Origin of the sequence: Microvirgula sp. AG722 (genome assembly GCF_003269145.1) — a bacterium.
Classification (GTDB): Bacteria; Pseudomonadota; Gammaproteobacteria; order Burkholderiales; family Aquaspirillaceae; genus Microvirgula; species Microvirgula aerodenitrificans.
In genome coordinates, this window is the sequence record NZ_QLTJ01000028.1 from 1 (window position 1) to 18,586 (window position 18,586).

General features: G+C 55.3%; 10 protein-coding genes and 1 tRNA gene. 4 read left to right on the forward strand and 7 right to left on the reverse strand.

Features of this window, described 5'->3' with window-relative positions; genetic code table 11:
- Window positions 1–891 (forward strand): hypothetical protein (locus tag DFO50_RS19280; RefSeq protein ID WP_199489895.1); only part of this gene is annotated, 891 nt, incomplete at its 5' end.
- Between the two features lie 16 nt (window positions 892–907).
- Window positions 908–5,125: a hypothetical protein gene (locus DFO50_RS19020; RefSeq protein WP_146745149.1), complete on the forward strand. Its 4,218-nt coding sequence runs from the start codon at window positions 908–910 to the stop codon at window positions 5,123–5,125.
- Between the two features lie 54 nt (window positions 5,126–5,179).
- On the opposite strand, the gene DFO50_RS18245 is transcribed toward DFO50_RS19020, so the two are convergent.
- The 4 genes from DFO50_RS18245 to DFO50_RS18260 all read right to left on the reverse strand — a co-directional run bounded on the left by DFO50_RS18245 (window position 5,180) and on the right by DFO50_RS18260 (window position 10,298).
- Window positions 5,180–5,857: an OmpA family protein gene (locus DFO50_RS18245; protein WP_107888654.1), complete on the reverse strand. Its 678-nt coding sequence runs from the start codon at window positions 5,855–5,857 to the stop codon at window positions 5,180–5,182.
- A 109-nt stretch (window positions 5,858–5,966) separates the two neighbouring features.
- Window positions 5,967–7,877 (reverse strand): ATP-binding cassette domain-containing protein, encoded by a 1,911-nt coding sequence (locus DFO50_RS18250; RefSeq protein ID WP_107888653.1) that lies wholly within the window; start codon window positions 7,875–7,877, stop codon window positions 5,967–5,969.
- A 57-nt stretch (window positions 7,878–7,934) separates the two neighbouring features.
- Window positions 7,935–8,534, reverse strand: a complete 600-nt coding sequence (gene lolA / locus DFO50_RS18255) for an outer membrane lipoprotein chaperone LolA (RefSeq protein WP_028500196.1) — start codon at window positions 8,532–8,534, stop codon at window positions 7,935–7,937.
- A gap of 171 nt (window positions 8,535–8,705) precedes the next feature.
- Entirely contained in the window at window positions 8,706–10,298 is a 1,593-nt protein-coding gene (locus DFO50_RS18260; RefSeq protein WP_028500197.1) for an NAD+ synthase, read from the reverse strand.
- Between the two features lie 161 nt (window positions 10,299–10,459).
- Between DFO50_RS18260 and DFO50_RS18265 the strand changes: the two genes are divergently transcribed.
- A tRNA-Ser gene (locus DFO50_RS18265) sits at window positions 10,460–10,550 on the forward strand.
- A gap of 804 nt (window positions 10,551–11,354) precedes the next feature.
- The gene (locus DFO50_RS18270; RefSeq protein WP_112692978.1) at window positions 11,355–14,534 is read left to right on the forward strand and encodes an RNA-directed DNA polymerase; all 3,180 of its coding nucleotides are present in this window, start codon (window positions 11,355–11,357) and stop codon (window positions 14,532–14,534) included.
- Window positions 14,535–14,949: 415 nt separating this feature from the next.
- Here the strand turns inward: DFO50_RS18270 and DFO50_RS18275 are convergent, their stop codons facing one another.
- The 3 genes from DFO50_RS18275 to DFO50_RS18285 all read right to left on the reverse strand — a co-directional run bounded on the left by DFO50_RS18275 (window position 14,950) and on the right by DFO50_RS18285 (window position 17,699).
- Window positions 14,950–16,029 (reverse strand): FRG domain-containing protein, encoded by a 1,080-nt coding sequence (locus DFO50_RS18275; RefSeq protein WP_112692979.1) that lies wholly within the window; start codon window positions 16,027–16,029, stop codon window positions 14,950–14,952.
- Window positions 16,016–16,753, reverse strand: coding sequence for a hypothetical protein (locus DFO50_RS18280; protein WP_199489896.1), 738 nt, complete (start codon window positions 16,751–16,753; stop codon window positions 16,016–16,018). Before DFO50_RS18280 ends, DFO50_RS18275 begins: the two co-directional genes overlap by 14 nt.
- A gap of 475 nt (window positions 16,754–17,228) precedes the next feature.
- A complete protein-coding gene (locus DFO50_RS18285; RefSeq protein WP_233495306.1) occupies window positions 17,229–17,699 on the reverse strand; it encodes a toll/interleukin-1 receptor domain-containing protein in 471 nt (156 codons plus the stop codon).
- Between the last annotated feature and the right edge of the window lie 887 nt (window positions 17,700–18,586).

Here is an 18,586-nt window from a genome sequence, read left to right on the forward strand (position 1 = left end):
ACCCAGCGTGGCGACGGCAACTACCGGCTGCAGCGGCCGTGCCCGTGGTATGTGGTCGGGCAGGACGAGAACGACAGTTATCAGGGGGAGAGCGAGCCGGAGCCGGATCCTGAGCCCGAACCGGACAGCGACGGCCTGCAGGCGCCAGCGGGGAACGGGGATACTCGTCCGGAGATCGGCATGTGGGGGGAATGTATAGAATGGACTGGCCCCCGCAGTCAGCAATATCACTTAAGTGGTGATCGGCGCAGCTATCACCCGGCGTGGCAGCGCTTTCTGAATATGGATCCATATAGTCCTGTGCGGGCTGGCTGGGATAACCCTTATACGTTTTGCAAAAATGACCCTGTTAATGAACGCATCTCTGCGAGCGCCCGTTTCTGGAACTATTTCGGCGGGTTTCTGATGATTATTACGGGCATTGCCGTATTGATTGGTACCGCAGGTATTGCCGGGGTTTTCATGATTGGTGCGAGCATCATGGGGGGACTATTGTCGATTGCTTCTGGTGCGACCCAGATTGCAGCGACTGCGCTGATGGATAGCGATCCGAAAGCATCCGCCCGGCTTTCCGAAGCGACAATGGCACTGGCGTATATTGCGGGGGTCTTGCTGGTTCCGCCTACTGGCGGGGGAGGAATTTCTCCCCTGCGTGCGAAATTCAATATGCGGTTCAGAGGTGCAAAGTTGACTAAAACAGGCTCGGGGGCCTCTCCTCTCGTGGCTAAAATTTCCCAAAAAAGTCTGTCGCCTGCGTTGACGCAATCAGCGGGGGCTGCACACAGTAGCACAGGGGCACAACGCCTGGATATTTCTCTTGCTCCTGGCCGTGGATTTTTGCCTGATCCACAAGTGGTAGTGCTGAAAGGTATTTTCAGAATAGCTCAGTGATCACGTCGGGGGCGATATGCTTTTTTATTCGAATGCATTCAATTTGATTAACTGGTTTGAAAACGGTGTCGATTCCAGTACCCTGATGTATATCCAAAATATAATGCTGGCGAAAATCCACGCAAATTTTCTGAACGGCCCGAATGTGGATTTATATATCAGATTTAATCAATTTAGTGCTGTTGATTATGGGTTTGGCATTGGTTGGGAGCTTGGACTTTCCCGCGTTGACGAAGAAACGGGCGAGGATGGTAGTGTAATTAAAACCCTGGTTCTGTTAAATGGTGAACGCTATCGAATAACATCCAGTGCAGACGGTGACGTGAGCTTGCAGTACAAGCAAACGCTTGTTTTCAAAGTGGTGAAAAAAGGAGATGTCTATACGATATATAACAAAAATGGACTGGTTGAAACTGTTGATAATGGCAGAACAGTCAAGATAACAGACAGAAATGGTACCAGTATTTCTATTGTGTGGAATGAGGATGGCTCATTTTCAATCAATAACGATGATGGCTCGGCACTTGTCAAAACGTCTATCCTTAGTGATGAAAATAAAACAACGCATAGCGTAACCACTCCCAGAGGGACGATTGATTACGTGGTTCAGCCGCTGGATGGCAATTTAATGGCTTTAGCAGAAGTCAATGATACCAATCCAGATCGGCGGTTGTTTTCAATGGAATATTTATCTCATAATGATAAATATCTGGCAATCAAAAAATTCATATCGTCATTGAGCTTTTACCAATGTGAGAATATTAGTTATGAAAACTTGAAATGCCCGCCCGGGTTGAACGTGAACGTCCTGGGGGTCACTTCCGTCAATTCGTTTTTTTGTCAATTTATTCGGACTCCCATGTATTTGAATACAATATACCGTTTTGAAAGAAGCAATTATCTCGGTTACGGAGTTGTCGCGCAATGGAACCCTGATGCGGATAATATGGAAAAAATGGATGCCGCAATGACATTTATCAGTTCCGCTGAAATAAAAAATAGAAGAAAAATATGGAGATATTATAATAAATTTTACCTTGAGACAAAAACAGAACGCACCCCTGCACCCAAGAAACGTAGAAAGCATGATGAGTATGAGTACCAGCTAAATCTTGGTGAAGGCATTGCAGAGCAAGCCAGTACCTTCATGCTACCTGTAAAGGTTTCTCAGGTTGTAACTATTGAAGGCGAGGACGGTGTAATAAAAACCATTCGTAAAGTATCAACGCACCGTTATGATGCCTTTTCCAATGAGACCCATGTAGCCAATGCAGAGGGACAGCTGCTGGATATTGTCTACTTTGATGCACAAGGCGAAAGCGATGGCGATGTCCTTCTTTGCCCTGCTGACCCGGATGGTTTTGTTAATTATATAAAAAGTAAAACACTCTCATCCTGTGCTGTCTCCAATGGGCCAGCCAAAAAAACATGGCAGTATACCTATGCACAGATTACGGGCTGTAGCCTGGTGCTTGTTTCAAGTGAAAAATTCTCAATAAATCATGATGGTGATCGGAAGCCGTCATCTTCTGTTTTGCATAAAATGGACTTTGAGTATCTTGATGCTGCTACTGATTGCCCTGGTCGGGTAAAAAAAGTTATTTCCAATATGGCGACGCTGAAGACAACATGTTATGGCTTGCCCGTCTTGACTTATATCCCTACCACGGAAAATTTTACTTATCTGGTCGACAACGAAAGCAATACGGAAATCATCTCAAGAAATTTAACCGGATTTGATGGGAACGCAACGACGCGCTCTATCAAGAGAAACGGGAAAACAGCAGATATTTTAGAGTCGAGTGATGAGAATGGCGTAAAAACAGTCTACGCTTATAACTCAATCGGTGATGTTGTCAAGTCGGTCTATGCTGCGGGTTCTCTGTATGAAATTACCGAAGTAGTAGTTTATGACCCGGATGATTCAACGATAGTCGTGGCCTCGACAGGGAAGAAGTACAAGGAGATAAGAAAATTCAACGCGGCAGGAAATGTGATACGGGAACAGGTATCCATAACGGATGCTGTTCAGGAAGAGAAAATATTTTTATTGGCAGCCTATCATTATAACATGCTGGGGCAGCTGGCAAGCAGCATTGAGTATGATTACACGGATGATAATGGCTTTATTGTAAAAAAAACGTCTTCCTTGTGGAATGTGTATGATGAATTAACCAGCCGAACCTATCCGGGGCAGCGTGTTGACACTTACGTTTATGATGAGGACCTTGATCTGGAGTCAAGTGGGACAATTGCGGTCAGTCACCAGCCTGGCGATGTTAAAACGATAGATTTTTCAAATGAATTCGGAAAACTTTTAAAGAAAGTCCAGTATTGTATTGGGGAAAAAACGCCAGATGCTACGGACGTATTTTCTTATGATGCATTCTGGAACGTCAGAAGGCATGAGCAGAGCGACAAACTGCCTGTTGAATATACGTACGATGGATTTGATCGGCAGATCACTCAAAAAAAATCTACTGTCCAGACTAAAGTCACTACATATGCAGCTCATAGTCGATCCTTGCTGGTCTGCCGCGTGGAAATCAATGGTGTCGTGACTGGCGAGAAAACTTACGATGGGCTGGACAGGATTGTGCGTACAAAAATCGGGGCGGCGGTCTCCGACTATACCTATGCTGGTTCGGCCCTTTATGACAAACCAGGCAGTATTGTGACTCAAGGTGGCTGGATTACTGCTTATGAATACATTGCTGAAATTGGAAAAACAAGCCGTCGTACAAAACGCAGGAATGCACCTGGCAGTCCAATACGCACTATGCGGACCTTCAGTTACAATGCTTCCAGCTGGCTTTTGGAAAAATCGACTAACACCTTGTACAAAAACATTGGTGTAGTAAAGCAAACGGTGTTTTCGCAAGAATTTTCATATGACAAATTTAATAATGTGGCTGGAGAAAAAGCAGAATGGGGAGATTCCATATATGGGGGATACCAGGAAACAATTAAATCATCGCCCCGTGGACTGCCCTATTATGTAATGATTAAGCTATACGACGGAAATGTGATTATTAAATATAATGTGTACAACCAGGACGGAGAGTTGGCGTCGGTTTACTATCATTTGAATGACGTGATGTTGTCTCGCTCTTCCATTGAAAGAAATAACTATCATGACATTGCGAGAATAAACAGCTCCGTATTGCTGGGTGGTGATATCTATACCGATTTGTATCAATATAAAGAATATTATAAGAAATATAATCTTGTCAGGGAAATTGGGTATGGTGAGAAATTCGAAAAGAAAAATTTCCCGGTGCTGGTTTGTAAAAGCGTATATGACAAACAGCGCAGATTGGAAAGGATGGATTTCACATACTCGGCAACAAGCACATACTCATGGAATGAAAGATATAGCTATACGCCATTTGCTTCTACTCTCCGGCGTTGGAAAAGAGTGGGGGATATGGTTTATTATGATCAATATGATAAGAAAGTTACGGATCAGAAATTTACTTATGATGCATTCGACAATATTTCTCAAGTCATATCGAATATAGAAGGTGTCACAAATACCAGCACATATACGCATGAAAATACCTATCAGTTAAAGCAAATAAAAAATGTTAATGCGCTAGAAGAGTTGGGTATTCCTGAAACTATTGATTTCACTTCAGATCTGGATGGCAATACCTTGAGTCAGCGTTATAAAATCAAGGGTAAACAAAAATTGACAGAATATTTCTATGATGGCGAAGATGAGGCGTTCAGAACAAGAGTGATCGTCGGAAACAAAGTGAGTCAACGCCATTATTTCTATGACCCCACAGGGAGGCAGGTACGCCATGCCCAGGAAAGCGAGGGGTTTGTCGGAGAAATTTTCTACCTTTTTCATGGTGAAGAGGTCATGCTGTCACTGAGGGCACCATCTTATTCTGATAAAAATTTCTCCGGCTTTACCCTTTTTCACCGAATAGAAGGCCAGGTCATGTTTCTGACTGTTTATACTGGCAGTCGTGAGGAAATAAAAGTATGTCCTTGTTTCGACATGCCGAATGGTAATCTGATTGTGCAGGGAACGCCGTTTATCAGCCTGGCTGGTCGCGACAAAAAAAGCAACAAACCGATATATCATGCCTATTACGAGATGGATATCAATGGGCAGAATGCATACGGTTTGGCGTACCGCTTGAAGAAAAATATCCTGACCCTGCGTGGCGCATCACCCATAGCGCCAGGCATCAAGCCGCAAAAGGTGTTACCGGACCATTAGGCACAGGTTTGCGTTGTTGTCGGTGCACGGCGGGCGAGGCCCGCCGTCTGAAGCTTACTTTGCGTCTGCGGTCGGCTGGATCAGGATGTCGACCCGGCGGTTCATGGCCCGGCCCTGGGCCGTGTCGTTGCCGGCGCGCGGATTGGCCTTGCCCATGCCCACCGTGCTGATCCGGCTGGCGGCGATACCCTTGCCGGTCAGATAGCTTTTCACCGCACTGGCGCGTTGCTGCGACAGCTTCAGGTTGTAGGCGTCGCTGCCGACGTTGTCGGTGTAGCCGGTGATTTTCAGCGTGGTCTTGTCATACTCGCCGAGTACCTGCGCCACCTTGTTCATGGCCGGATAGAACGCCGGCTTCACTTTCGACGAGTTGAAGGCAAAAGTGGCTTCCTCGTTCATGGTCACGACCAGGCTCTTGTCCGGGCGCTGCTGGAGTTCCATCTGGCCGCTGGAGATTTCCTGGCGCATGGACTCTTCCATCTTGGCCTTTTGCCGGTCCATGTAGTAGCCGGTGCCGGCACCGATCGCCGCACCGGCAGCAGCGCCGATCAGCGCACCCTTGGTGCTGTCGCCGATCAGGACGCCGGCCGCCGCGCCGCCGAGGGTGCCGATGATGGCGCCCATGCCGGTATTGCTCATGCCGCCCGGATTCTGCTGGCCGGGCTGGGTCGCGCAGCCGGCGACGCTGAATGCCACGCCGGTTGCAATCGCCGCAAGGGTTGTTCTTTTCATGCCGATACCTCCGTGATGGACAAACTGGGCGGGCCGGCTGCAGGCTGCGCAGCCGGCCTACTCCTTCGTGGTAGTCCTTCCCGGGCGACTTGCCAAATGCGGCGTCCGCTCAGTCGGCGGCGTCGATGGCCTCGATGTCGGACTGCACGGCCAGCCAGTCCTCTTCGACCTGCTCCAGCCGGGTGGCCAGTTCGCCCTGGCGCTTGATCGCCGCCGCCAGCTCGTTGCGCTTGTCGGCACCGTACATGGATTCGTCGGCGATCAGCGCGTCCAGTATGGCCTTTTCTGCATGCAGGCGGTCGAGTTCCTGTTCCAGCTTGCCCAGCCGCGACAGCAGCGGCTTTTTCTGTGCCGATTTGCGCTGGCGCGATTCGGCCTCCTGGCGCTTCTGGGTCTTGCGGTCGACTTCCGGCATGTCACTGGCTGCCGCGCGATCGGTGACACTGTCCTGCTGCTGGGTCAGCCGGTAACGCCGGTAGTCGTCGAGATCGCCATCGAACGGCGACACGCTGCCATGCTCCACCAGCCAGTACTGGTCAGTCGTCGACGACAGCAGCGAGCGATCGTGCGACACCACGATCACGGCACCGTTATAGTCCTGCATCGCCAGCGTCAGCGCGGCGCGCATGTCCAGGTCCAGGTGGTTGGTCGGTTCGTCGAGCAGCAACAGGTTGGGTTTTTGCCAGACGATCAGCGCCAGCGCCAGACGGGACTTTTCCCCGCCGGACATCGGTCCGACCGGGGCCAGGGCCGCGTCGCCACGGAAGTCGAAGCCGCCGAGGAAGTCGCGCAGCTCCTGTTCGCGCACCGTTGGCGACAGCCGCTGCACATGCCAGATCGGCGATTCGTCAGCACGCAGCGTTTCCAGCTGGTGCTGGGCAAAGTAGCCGATGCGCAGGTCGCGGGCCGGGGTCAGCGTGCCGCTCAGCGGCGCATGTTCACCGGCCAGCAGCTTGATCAGCGTCGACTTGCCGGCGCCGTTCGGGCCGAGCAGGCCGATACGGGCCCCAGCCTGAATGTTCAGGTTCAGATGGGACAGGATGGCGGTGTCGCCATAGCCGGCCGAGGCGCGCTCGGTCACCAGCAGCGGATTCGGGCTGTGGGTCGGCGAATCGAACGTGAAGTTGAACGGCGAATCGGCATGCGCGGCCGCGACGCGTTCCAGCTTCTCCAGTGCCTTGACCCGGCTCTGCGCCTGCTTGGCCTTGCTGGCCTTGGCCTTGAAACGGCGAATGAAGTTTTCCAGGTGGGCAATGGTGGCCTGCTGCTTGTCGAAGGCGACCTGCTGCTGGGCCAGTTGCTCGGCGCGCTGGGTTTCGAAGTCGGTATAGCCGCCGGTGTACAGCGTGATGCTGCCGCGGGCGACTTCGGCGATATGGCTGACCACGGCATCGAGGAATTCGCGGTCGTGCGAGATCAGCAGCAGCGTGCCCGGATAGGCTGCCAGCCACTGTTCGAGCCACAGCACGGCTTCGAGGTCCAGGTGGTTGGTCGGTTCGTCGAGCAGCAGCAGGTCGGAACGGCACATCAGTGCCTGGGCCAGGTTCAGCCGCATGCGCCAGCCGCCGGAGAACGACGAGACCGGGCGTGCCTGCTTTTCTTCCGAGAAGCCGAGGCCGGCCAGCAGTTTGGCGGCGCGTGCCGGTGCCGAATAGGCATCGATACGCGCCAGTTCGCCGTGCAGATGGCCGATTTTCGTGCCGTCGTGGGCGTCCTCGGCCTGGCGCAGCGCCGCTTCGAGTTCGCGCAGCTCGCGGTCGCCGTCCAGCGTGTATTCGAGCGCCGAGCTGGTCAGGGCCGGGGTTTCCTGTGCCACATGGGCGACGGTCCAGCCGCGCGGGTAGTCGCAGTCGCCCTGTTCCTGATGCAGTTGTTTCAGCATCAGCCCGAACAGGCTGGATTTGCCGGTGCCGTTGCTGCCGACCACGCCGACACGCCAGCCGGGGTGGATGGTCAGGTTGACGTTGGAGAACAGCTCTTTGAGGCCGCGGCGGAGGGTCAGGTTTTTAAGTTGGATCATGAATGGTCTGGTAAGGGCGATGCCGGCTGTATCGGCGCGGGCATCGCATTGGGCACATCAGTCGCCGACCACATCCACGCCCTTGGGCGGGGTGAAGCGGAAGTGCGACGGATCGAGCTTGGGATTTTTCTGCAGGTTGGAGAATTCCAGCGTGGTGGTCTGGCCGAAGCTGTCGGCGAGCACCATCCGCACCAGATTGCCGTCCCGGAAGCCCATGCGTACCGCGTTGAAGGTGCCTTCGCGCTTCGGCGTGGCCGACAGCCAGTCAAGGCCGTTTTCCACGCCGAGGTTCTTGAGCGTGTAATCGCGTTCGATCTCGTTGCTGCCGGCCAGCAGGGCGGCCGGGCTCGAACCGAGTGCGTCGTCGAGTTTCTTGGTGGTGACCTGGGCCAGGTCCTGGTCATACACCCACAGGCGCTTGCCGTCGCCGACGATCAGCTGGGCATAGGGCCTGGTGTAGCTCCAGCGGAACTTGCCCGGGCGGGACAGTTCCATGCTGCCGCTCGCGGTCTGGGTCTGGCGACCGGTGACAACCTGGCTGAAGCTGGCTTTCATCGAGCGGGTTTCACCGACAAAGCGTTTGAGCTGGGCGATGCCGTCGGCGTGAGCAGCCAGCGGGGCGAGCGCGATCAGCGCGGTGACGAGCAGTTTTTTCATGAGGGCGATTCTCCTGACAAGTCGGGGCGCGGGTCGGGCCCGCGCGACGAACGCCATGGCAACGGATCGGCTTTGTGCCTGCCTGTCACAGGGCGGGCAGGGCGCCGGATCACGGGGACAGATAAAAGGGAAGCGGGCCGGCGGATTGTCTTCCCGCCGGCCCGTGCTTCATCAACTGAAGCGGTTGGTGATCGGGTAGCGCCAGTCCTTGCCGAAGGCGCGGTGGGTGATGCGCGGACCGATCGGTGCCTGGCGGCGCTTGTACTCGTTGATCTTCAGCAGCCGGGTCACCTTGTCCACATCGGTGGCCTGGTAGCCGAGATCGACGATGTCCTCGAGGCTGCGGTTCATTTCCACATATTCGGCCATGATGGCGTCGAGCACGTCATACGGCGGCAGGCTGTCCTGGTCGAGCTGGTCGGGCCGCAGTTCGGCCGACGGGGCGCGGTCGATAATGCGGCGCGGAATGACTTCGCCCTGCAGGTTGCGCCACTCGGCCAGTTCGTACACCAGCGTCTTGGCGACGTCGCGCAGCACGGCAAAACCGCCGGCCATGTCGCCATACAGCGTGGCGTAGCCAGTGGTCATCTCCGACTTGTTGCCGGTGGTCAGCACCAGCTTGCCGCTCTTGTTCGACAGTGCCATCAGCAGCACGCCGCGAATGCGCGACTGCAGGTTTTCCTCGGTGGCGTCGGCCGGGCGGTCGCCGAACAGCGGCGTCAGGGCGGCCATGAACGACTCGTACATCGGCCAGATGGCGATCTCGTCATACTTGATGCCGAGGCGTCTGACCATGTCGCGGCTGTCGTCGACGCTGATGTCGGCGGTGTAGCGCGACGGCATCATCACCGCGTGCACGCGGTCGGCGCCAAGTGCATCGACGGCAATCGCCAGCGTGAGTGCCGAGTCGATGCCGCCGGACAGGCCCAGCAGCACGCCGGGGAAACCGTTCTTGCCGATATAGTCGCGCACGCCGAGCACCAGCGCACGGTAGGCGGCCTCGACCGGGTCCGGCAGCGGCGTGATGTCGGCCGGCCGGAAGTCGCCGTTCTCGACATCGAGATAGGCGAGCCGTTCGGCAAATTGCGGCAGTTGCGCGGCGATGGTGCCATCGCGGGCGACGGCGAACGAGCCGCCGTCGAAAATCAGTTCGTCCTGTCCGCCGATCAGGTTCACATAGGCGACCGGCAGGCCGGTTTCCTCGACCCGCCAGCGGCATTCCTGTGTGCGGACCACCGTTTTCTCGCGATGGAACGGCGACGCATTCAGCACCACCAGCACGTCGGCACCGGCATCCTGCGCGGCGGCGGCCGGCTCCGGCCCCCAGATATCCTCGCAGATCAGCACGCCGACCTTGCTGTCGCCCTGGGTGAACACCAGCGGCGCCGCACCGGGCGAGAAGTAGCGCACTTCATCGAACACTTCCTCGTTCGGCAGCCGCATCTTGTGGTATTCGCCGAGGATGTTGCCGTCGCGGATCACCGTGGCGGCATTGAAACGCTCGTTGCCATGCTGGACCGGATGGCCGATCACCAGCGTGATGCCGTCGATTTCCATCAGCTTGTCGAGCGCCACATGCACCGCCTGGTAGAACGCGGGACGCAGCAGCAGGTCCTCGGGGCTGTAGCCGGTCAGCGCCAGTTCCGGCGTAACCAGTACATCGGCGCCGGCGTCGCGGGCGGTGCGGGCCAGGCCGGCAATCTTTTCTGCATTGCCGGCGATATCGCCGACGATGGGGTTGAATTGGGCAAGTGCGAGACGCATTGCAATCTTTAAGTGGTATCAGCGGAACATGTGATTCTATCCACTTGCCAGCGCTTGGCTAGGCCTTTCGACCGTTGCCGTCGCGTCGTGATGCGCGACAGGCGGCAAAGATGGCTTGCCGAAGCGGTCGCGACCTGCTTATAATCCGCGCCTCATCTCGCGGAGAGGTGGATGAGTGGTTTAAGTCGCACGCCTGGAAAGCGTGTTCAGGGTAATACCCTGACGGGGGTTCGAATCCCCCTCTCTCCGCCACGTATTGTCAAAAAAGCCCTGATTTTTCAGGGCTTTTTTGTTTTTCCTGTCATGTGGTATGCCATTGAGTGTGCCATTCTCGTTGGCTGTGGCTGGATGCTGTTGGACATGTGTCCAAGGACGACTCTGGTAGGTACTGAGGGGAACATCCTGCTACGGGCATCAGAATGCTCTGGCTCTGTACAAAGCGGACATCATTGCGTTCCGCGTAGGGGCATCCGCCTTGGTCTGCAACCTGATCTTAGTGGCTTCGTGTTTGACTGCAAGTCGGCCATTGCAGCCATTCATGACAACGTTGTAGCATGAATGCTTACGACCAGAAGCGGCCGGCCGGTGCTACTTGTTGCTACGACTGCTTTTTGGCCAAAGCGGACGTTCATCCCTTCTATAGCGAATGGCTGCTTTCCGATAAATAAAGTGGACTGACCCCGGGACAGTCCAGCTTTACTTCCCTGAACTGCCAGTGTCATGAAATGGCTTAGCGTCAGCAAAGGCCGACGTACTGCCGTGGATCCTACCTGGGGGCTGCAGGTCGGCCAAAGCAGCTGGCCATGCCATTGTGCTAACATAACTGCTGTCGAGCAGGAGCGGTAAATGCTGGCATTGAACAGGATATCTTGGAGCGGCGGGCATGCACAGAAGCTCAGACACTTCCTCCTCTGGCTCCGCAAGGATAATGTCGCAGACTACTTCAGCCAGCTCTCTATACCGCACCGCAAGCTGAATACGGTACGGGCGATACGGGTGAACTGACGCAACCGGCTGTTCAGGCTTACGTACAACAAGATCAAAGGAAGACTGGAGATGAAACGTGAGGCAATTGGCGATTGGCAGGATGTGACCCTGACAGATCTTTTCTTTGCGTTCAGAAAGGCCAAGGCTGACTGCTTTTTCGAGCGTTCCATCTGTATTGCCCGCCAATTTGCCAATTATGAGCAAGACCTGGCTCGCAAGCTGATGGCCTTACTCTCTCGCTTGCATACGGGCCAAGTGGACGCCGTGCTTGCAGAGAACCTCGGCCAGACCCGCGTGGCTGCCAAGAAGTTGGGAACTTCCAAACGGCTCAAGGAGGGCTCTACGCCAGATGGCCATGGATTCTTCTCTGATCCTACCCGTGCTTTTGAACACTTGTGCGCCTCACACGACCTGACGCCAGAGTTTCGGCTGATCGGAGATTTTCCGGTCGAGATGCACGTTTTGTCAGCGCTTTGGATCAACCTGGTCGGCCACAAGTTTGACGCAGTGCTTTCTAAATCAGCCTACGGTTCACGTCTACGCCGCTATCGGCCGGAGCCTGGCGCCCCGAAAGGCAGCGTGGGGAATTATCACTTGGAATCGATAGGGTCTTTCCAGCCGTACTTTGGGCCATACAAGGAATGGCGAAATCGTGGCCTAAAAGCCATTCGCACGGAGCTAGAAGCGGGGCATGCGATAGTCGCGATTTCGATGGACCTGACCAGCTATTACCATCGAGTTGATCCTGCCTTCATGGCAGATAGCCGATTCCTCGAAGAGGCTGGCATTCCTCTTTCCGACTGGGAGCGGTGCTTCACCCAAGGCTTTGCCGATGCGCTGGGTAAGTGGTCCGAGCGTGTTGCAAAAGAGATGCATAAGCTGGGCTGCAGCAAACGAGACGTCACCGTTGGTGGATTGCCAATCGGTTTGTCACTTTCGCGGGTAGTAGCCAATGCTTTGTTGGTCGGCCTCGATCGCGACATCGAACAGGGTCTGACGCCGGTTTATTACGGCCGCTATGTCGATGACCTGTTCCTGGTATTGCGTGACCCAGGTGATCTGGCCTCTGCGGAAGCATTGCTGGCGTATCTATCAGCGCGCACACATTGTTTCCCTGCTGCAGCCAAGCCAAAAACTGATGAAACCTATTTGACCTTGCCCGGGGGATTCCAGGGAAAAACAAAACTACTACTGCAACAGAGTAAGCAAAAAGCCTTTTTCCTTCAGGGAGAAGGAGGCATCGATCTGCTGAGCAACATCGAGTCGCAGATTCGTAGTGTCTCTAGCGAGCGCCGATTGATGCCGTCACCGGACCGACTTGAGTCGATGGCTTCAGCCAAGGTTCTTACTGCGGCGGGGCATTCATCGGAAGAAGCCGACACCCTGAGACGTGCAGACGGTTTGTCCGTGCGTCGTCTCGGTTGGGCCATTCAGCTACGAGCGGTGGAGACATTGGCACGCGACCTGCGTGAAGGGGATTGGCAGCAGGAACGCAAGCAGTTCTATGAGTTTGCGCACAGTCATATTCTGCGGCCAGACAAGATCCTTGATCACCTGGATTACCTACCACGTTTGCTATCTTTGGCGGTCGCATTGATGGATTGGCCCGATGCCCGCCGGCTTATCGAATCAACCTTACGTGCCCTCTACGAGCTCCAGGCTAAGACCACATCTTCTCAGGTCAAGGTGAACGGCTTCAACGCCAAGAATGACACTAGCAACTTGTGGCACGGTCTTATAAAGACGACATTGGAACTGGCTAGCGATGCAGTGCTCCGATCCGTGCGCTGGAGCCACAGCAAGGGGGCTATACGCCCATTCGGAGACACCGCGCTTGCCGTTTGCGAGATGGTCGGCCTTGGGAATGATGTTGCTGCCATTGCGGGTCAGGCACTCAGCTTGCGTGAGACTGACTGGGCGAAAACAGCCTACAAGGATCACCTACGCTGGCATGCGGCTCGCCAGCGTCCAGCCATTGAGCAAGAGCTGCAACTGCATGGTCTCTATCCGCACGAACTCGACTTGTGCGATTTCTTGAGCAAGTCTGTCACATCTGGCAATGGGAGAGGGGCTGCTCGCGTCCCTTTGCGTTGTATCGATGCTTCCAGCGATGTATTGCCGGCATCGTTGTTGCCATACCTGCTGCCTACTAGGCCGTACACCACACAAGAAGTATCTTTGTTCCTACCAGAGGAGTGTATCTTCGATGGTCTGGGTAGTGCCCCTGCACGAAACTGGGCGCGGTACGTTCGTGCGGTGCGCGGGGTATGGGTGTGGGGCATGTCGGTGCAGGCCGACACCATCCACAATGACAAGGGCGAGAGTACGAATGAAGCTAAGCCGGCTGCTCAGCGCATTGTACGAATTGGGGGCGCCAAAACAACGCCGAAGGTAAGGCTGGGAATCAGCAGTCTACTGACTACTGACGAGAGTTTCAGCGCTGCCGCCAGCGGCCGTTCGGATCTTTCACGAGGCAGATACCAGCGTATCGAGCGCCTGATCAATCAGGCTATCGATGCTTATCCGAGACCAACACATTTGCTGTTGCCCGAACTGTCACTTCCTGAGCGGTGGATCGACACCGTATCCCGTCTGCTTCAAGAGGCGGGGATCAGTCTGATTGCTGGCCTTGATTACCACCGTGGGCTTACTTCGGAGGTCCACAGCGAAGCGGTTCTTGTTTTGGCGGATGACAGGCTGGGGTTCCCATCATCTGTTCAAATACGGCAGGCAAAGTCTCTACCTGCGGCGGGCGAAGAAGAAATCTTATTACGGCTGTTCGGACTGCAATGGCCGGCGCATTTGGCTGTCGAATGCAAGCCCGTGTACATCCACCGCGATTTTTGCTTTGGTGTGCTGGTTTGCTCTGAGTTGCAGAACATTGCACATCGCCAGCATTTCCAGGGCGACGTAGATTGTATGATGGTGCTTTCCTGGAACCAGGACTTGGAGACATTCTCCGCGCTTGTCGAATCAGCAAGCCTGGATGTTCACGCACACATCGCCCTCGTCAACAATCGGCGTTATGGCGACAGTCGAGTTAGGAGTCCGGCCAAAGAAGCCTTCAGACGAGATGCATGCAGACTTCGCGGCGGTCAGAACGAGCATGTAGTTGTCGTAGAACTGGATATCGGGAACCTCAGGGCTTTCCAAAGTCGTGAAAAGCGCTGGCCGTACGAGGATGATCCGTACAAACCTGTGCCAGAGGGGTTTTCTATTGCAGCCTTCCGGAAAGCCCTACCAAAGTGAAATTCTGGTTGTGGCAAGATGAACCACCCCGGGTTTTCTAGATACAACCAAGCAGCTGTAAGAGTGACTGGTCTTGGTCAGCTAGCCGACTGATTTTCTCTACTGCTGAATGGCTGCTTCGGCCGAAAAGCTGCCCTGAAAGCCGGTGTCACTGCAATATGACTGGTTGTCGGCCGAAGCGGTCTTCCACCTTATCTGCCTTGAGCGTCCGTTCAGGGCCACATTCCAGCCATTTCCCTTGTGCCGTAGCCGAAGGGCGGCTTCCTGACTTGGGGAATGCTCACTTTCGACCCGTTGCGGCCAGTCGCTCTATCCGCTTAAACGACTGCTTCGCGCGTCGACTAGACCCTATAGCCGAGCCGATGCAGGCCGCCGCTGTACCATGGCCACTGTCATTGGAAGCACCCTCGGCCGCTCAAGGGACGTAGTAAATCTTCGAGAGCAAGTCTTGGATGACAGGCAGCTTGAGCTCGCTCTTGCGTTCCAGAAGGAACCGAAGGAATTCGTCGTCCTGCGGCTTAGGAAAATAGTGCGAAGGCTGCAAGTCGAACTTCCACGCCTCGTGCCCTACCAGTTTCAGCGCGACATAAATCCGCTGGGCGGCGTTGTTCGGCGCGTGACCCCAGCCCGTCGAAAAAAACATGGCTGATTGCGCGGCCGGCCGGGTGCACAAAAGGCGTGTCGGTGCCAACTTCTCATCTTTGAACAGCTCATGATGGAGGAAGCCACCGAGGCCATAGATGATTGGAGCCGCAGTGGAAATTGCGCGTGTGGCCGTGGTGATTCCTTCGGCGCTCGTCTTGAATGTGTGAAGAGCAAAAAATAAGGCCACATCGATGTCATGCGTGACGTCCAAGCCTACGCTTGGAAGGCCATAGTGCTGTGCTGTCGCGAAGCCCCACATCCGATAGCGATAGGAATTTACGAAATTCAGTAGCTCCCGCTGCCCCCCCTGTGCTCTCACCCGCTCGTGAACATAGAGATCCAGCAGTGCGGACCATCCACTGAAGCTGTCTGGGAAGTACAGATCAGTTCTCGCTGCGGAAGGCAGCAATGAGGGCTCATCGACGTCCTCTGCTCCATACAGGCGGAGCAGTTCCTCCTTCGTGCGCCCCTTTTTCTCCGTCGTGTAGTGGCTGGACTGCCCGCGCCATACACCGTTGAAGTTTGGGGTACCTGATTTCACGCTCCCCGCGAAAGCGCGAACTTCCTCAATGGAACTGACCTCAATGACAGGTACTCGGCGGAACGGTACTCGTAAGAATGCTCCATTGGCCAGTTCGTCCAGGGGGCCAACTGGCAGATCGTCCGTGCGCCCGTAGACGGCTGCGCCGTGGGCTGGAGTCCAGCTCCAACAGTTTCCGTAGAGAGGATCTACGTATCCCGGAGTCCCTGCGCTCTTGTTGACGTGTCCGATGTCACAGGCAGGGGAGACCCGATCTGCAATCGGGTTGACGTTATGCAAGTGGGCGAAGAGCTGGTTAACGGAGCGCATCGAGCATCCTCTGGCCGTCCTGAATTGCGGCTCCCAGTACGGCCGGGTCTACTGGAGGGAGCGTTTGAACATTCACGGCCCGGTACGCGTTGTCGATGTTGGCCAGACCCGGCGATGCAAATCGTGTTCCGACCTCCAAGCCAAGTGAATAGAAACAAGCTGCTTCAATAAAGCTGGGCAGGCAAGCGTCGGCATAGGGCCTATGAAAAATCGTGGGGCGCCCCCCCGTCTTCTCTTCAGCTTCGGCAACCATGTCGCACAAAGACTTGGTGTATTCGTACTTATCCAAATAGAGACCCATGAGGCAGTTCAAGGGGGCTCGTATAAGCTCAATCGCGGCAGGTTGGTCCTGGATGAAGAACGCTCGCTTGTCGTGCATTGCGTGAATCCTGCCCACTAGAACGGTCGGTCTGAATCTCAGAGCTTGCAAGGCAGTTTCAGTCGCCTCAGTGATCTGTGGATCCAAGGCGCGACAAACGGCGACCTTCTGGGAAGGCACCACATATCCATCCATCAAGTACCCAAGTAGGACTACGAAGATCTGCTCGAACGCGGGCTCTGTATGCTCAAGAGGCATCAGCAACAGGTTTTCGGGTTGGTCGCCCGGAACGGTTCGCTCCTCAAGAATGCGCGCTGCGGCCATGACGTCGGCTACGGACGTCCAGGCAGAGAGCTCACCCAATATCTCGGCGCTCCTTGCTTTTGGAAAAAGTTCATCGCTCATCACACATCTCCTCCGATGGTTCGCAGTCAATCGGCAATTCTAGTTCTGTGTGTCTAGTTTGCTTACGGCCCCGCCGCACGACATAGATCAGTCTTAAGCCGACGGTCGCAGCCGCAAGACGATCGGCAGCTCTTGGCCGGGAGTCGCTGTTTGAACTGCTCTACGAGTATTGCGCGTTTCTGCATAAGTTCGGCGAGTGACACTGAGACGCCCGCCAACGAGGTAGTGAGCGCCAGTTAACTCCCAATTTGCCGAAGGCCTGCACAAGCCCATCCTGACGCCTAACGTTTGACGTGAGGGGCGGCCTGAGCCGCAGGCGGAGGGAACCCAAAGCGCAGTTTTGGGCCGTCCCTCTCGACGGAATGGTTAGGCATCAGCGCACAGTTTTCGAACGGGGCGACCGAGACACTTAAGAAGGTCAAGGAAGAGCACGAGCGCAAGGAGCAGGCGATGCACCAACTCGTCCTCGATCCTGTCAGCTCCAGATGGCGACTAGCTCGGCAATCTTGGTTGCGATCACCGTCATTGTGTCTTCCGATGTGTCCAGGCCGCTTCGCGAAGCGAGCATGGGGCTGACATCGCGGAGCGCTGTGTACGTCGTACCGTGCACGATAGGTACCAGCCGGTTACCCTGCAGGAGCGTCGAGAGCTCTTTATCTGCAACGCCCTCTTTCGGTAGGCGTGCGAGTAATGCGGGGGTCACCAGGACGAGCCCGATTTTCGAGGCGGCCAGGCCCTTGTCGATCGCGCGCATCATTGGCACGCCAAGACCAAGATCCTTTTCGCTGAACCAAACCTTGACACCAGCCGCCTCAAGCAAATCGTGCAGTTCCTTGGCGGCGCCTTGCCGGTCGTCCCAAGCGTGGCACAGGAAGCAATCTCGAAGATCTGGCTTAGCTGCCGTTTGGATCTCAACAGCCTCACGGACCGGCGTGAGCGACGCCACCTGAGCTGGGGTGTACGAGACGGACGAACCGGCGCGCGACCAGCGCGGCCTTGAACTACCGCTCCCGATTGATCCTCCGCCGCCGCTGTAGCTGCTGCCCGACGGGTAGGACGAACTGTAGCTGCTGTGGTAGCCGCCATAGCTGGAACTGCATGCAGGGCAGTTTGCTCGGGCGGCTGCGGAACTGTGACCTCGAACTGGTGCTGTGCATCGTGCCATTGCTTCCTCCTTTGTTTGTGACGGCGCTGACGGTATGCACATCAACCATGCGCGACGACTCTCTGTGCCTAACAGTGCTTATACAGACACGATGGCCCGTATATCAATTGATATTGCCGACAGCATTATCTTGCCCAAACACTATATTTCTCAAGTCATTAGTCATGAGCTAATCCGTATAACAACCAACAATCTGCGGGCCGCCATGCCAGTGTCCCTGCCGTCCGCTGCAACTGCGGCATCATGCATCAATGCTATCGTTATCCATTATGACTAGAAAATAGCAGGTCTGTGGCCTTGAGCGGTCGTTCAAGGCAAGCGGGGTGAAAGACCGCTATGGCCGAGTAGCAGCCTTTACGTGTCGGTCATGCCAGACAACCGTGGTCTGCACCTGCTGGGTGGTACCGCAAGAAAAAACTGCCAATAAACGACAGCCCCCCTACTGCACAGCACCGAGGCTGTCCAGTAGGGGGGCTATGCCATGCTTCAGCTATTGCTGTCCTTGCCTGCGGCTTTCCTCAAAGCACCATATACGACACCCACGGCTCAAACGGAAACCGCCGGATCTCATGGGTACCGATCCCCACGATCTCCTGCAGGGCCCGCGTCTCGCCCGGAAACGACTCGCAGTTGATCTCGTCGAAGGCGACGATGGCGCCTTTCGGCAT

Excerpts from the sequence above, each read along its gene's own strand:
- DFO50_RS18270 (WP_112692978.1), top strand. The coding sequence starts at position 11,355 with ATGAAACGTGAGGCAATTGGCGATTGGCAGGATGTGACCCTGACAGAT.
- lolA (WP_028500196.1), bottom strand. The coding sequence starts at position 8,534 with ATGAAAAAACTGCTCGTCACCGCGCTGATCGCGCTCGCCCCGCTGGCT.
- DFO50_RS18260 (WP_028500197.1), bottom strand. The coding sequence starts at position 10,298 with ATGCGTCTCGCACTTGCCCAATTCAACCCCATCGTCGGCGATATCGCC.
- DFO50_RS18245 (WP_107888654.1), bottom strand. The coding sequence starts at position 5,857 with ATGAAAAGAACAACCCTTGCGGCGATTGCAACCGGCGTGGCATTCAGC.
- DFO50_RS18275 (WP_112692979.1), bottom strand. The coding sequence starts at position 16,029 with ATGCGCTCCGTTAACCAGCTCTTCGCCCACTTGCATAACGTCAACCCG.
- DFO50_RS19020 (WP_146745149.1), top strand. The coding sequence starts at position 908 with ATGCTTTTTTATTCGAATGCATTCAATTTGATTAACTGGTTTGAAAAC.
- DFO50_RS18280 (WP_199489896.1), bottom strand. The coding sequence starts at position 16,753 with ATGAGCGATGAACTTTTTCCAAAAGCAAGGAGCGCCGAGATATTGGGT.
- DFO50_RS18250 (WP_107888653.1), bottom strand. The coding sequence starts at position 7,877 with ATGATCCAACTTAAAAACCTGACCCTCCGCCGCGGCCTCAAAGAGCTG.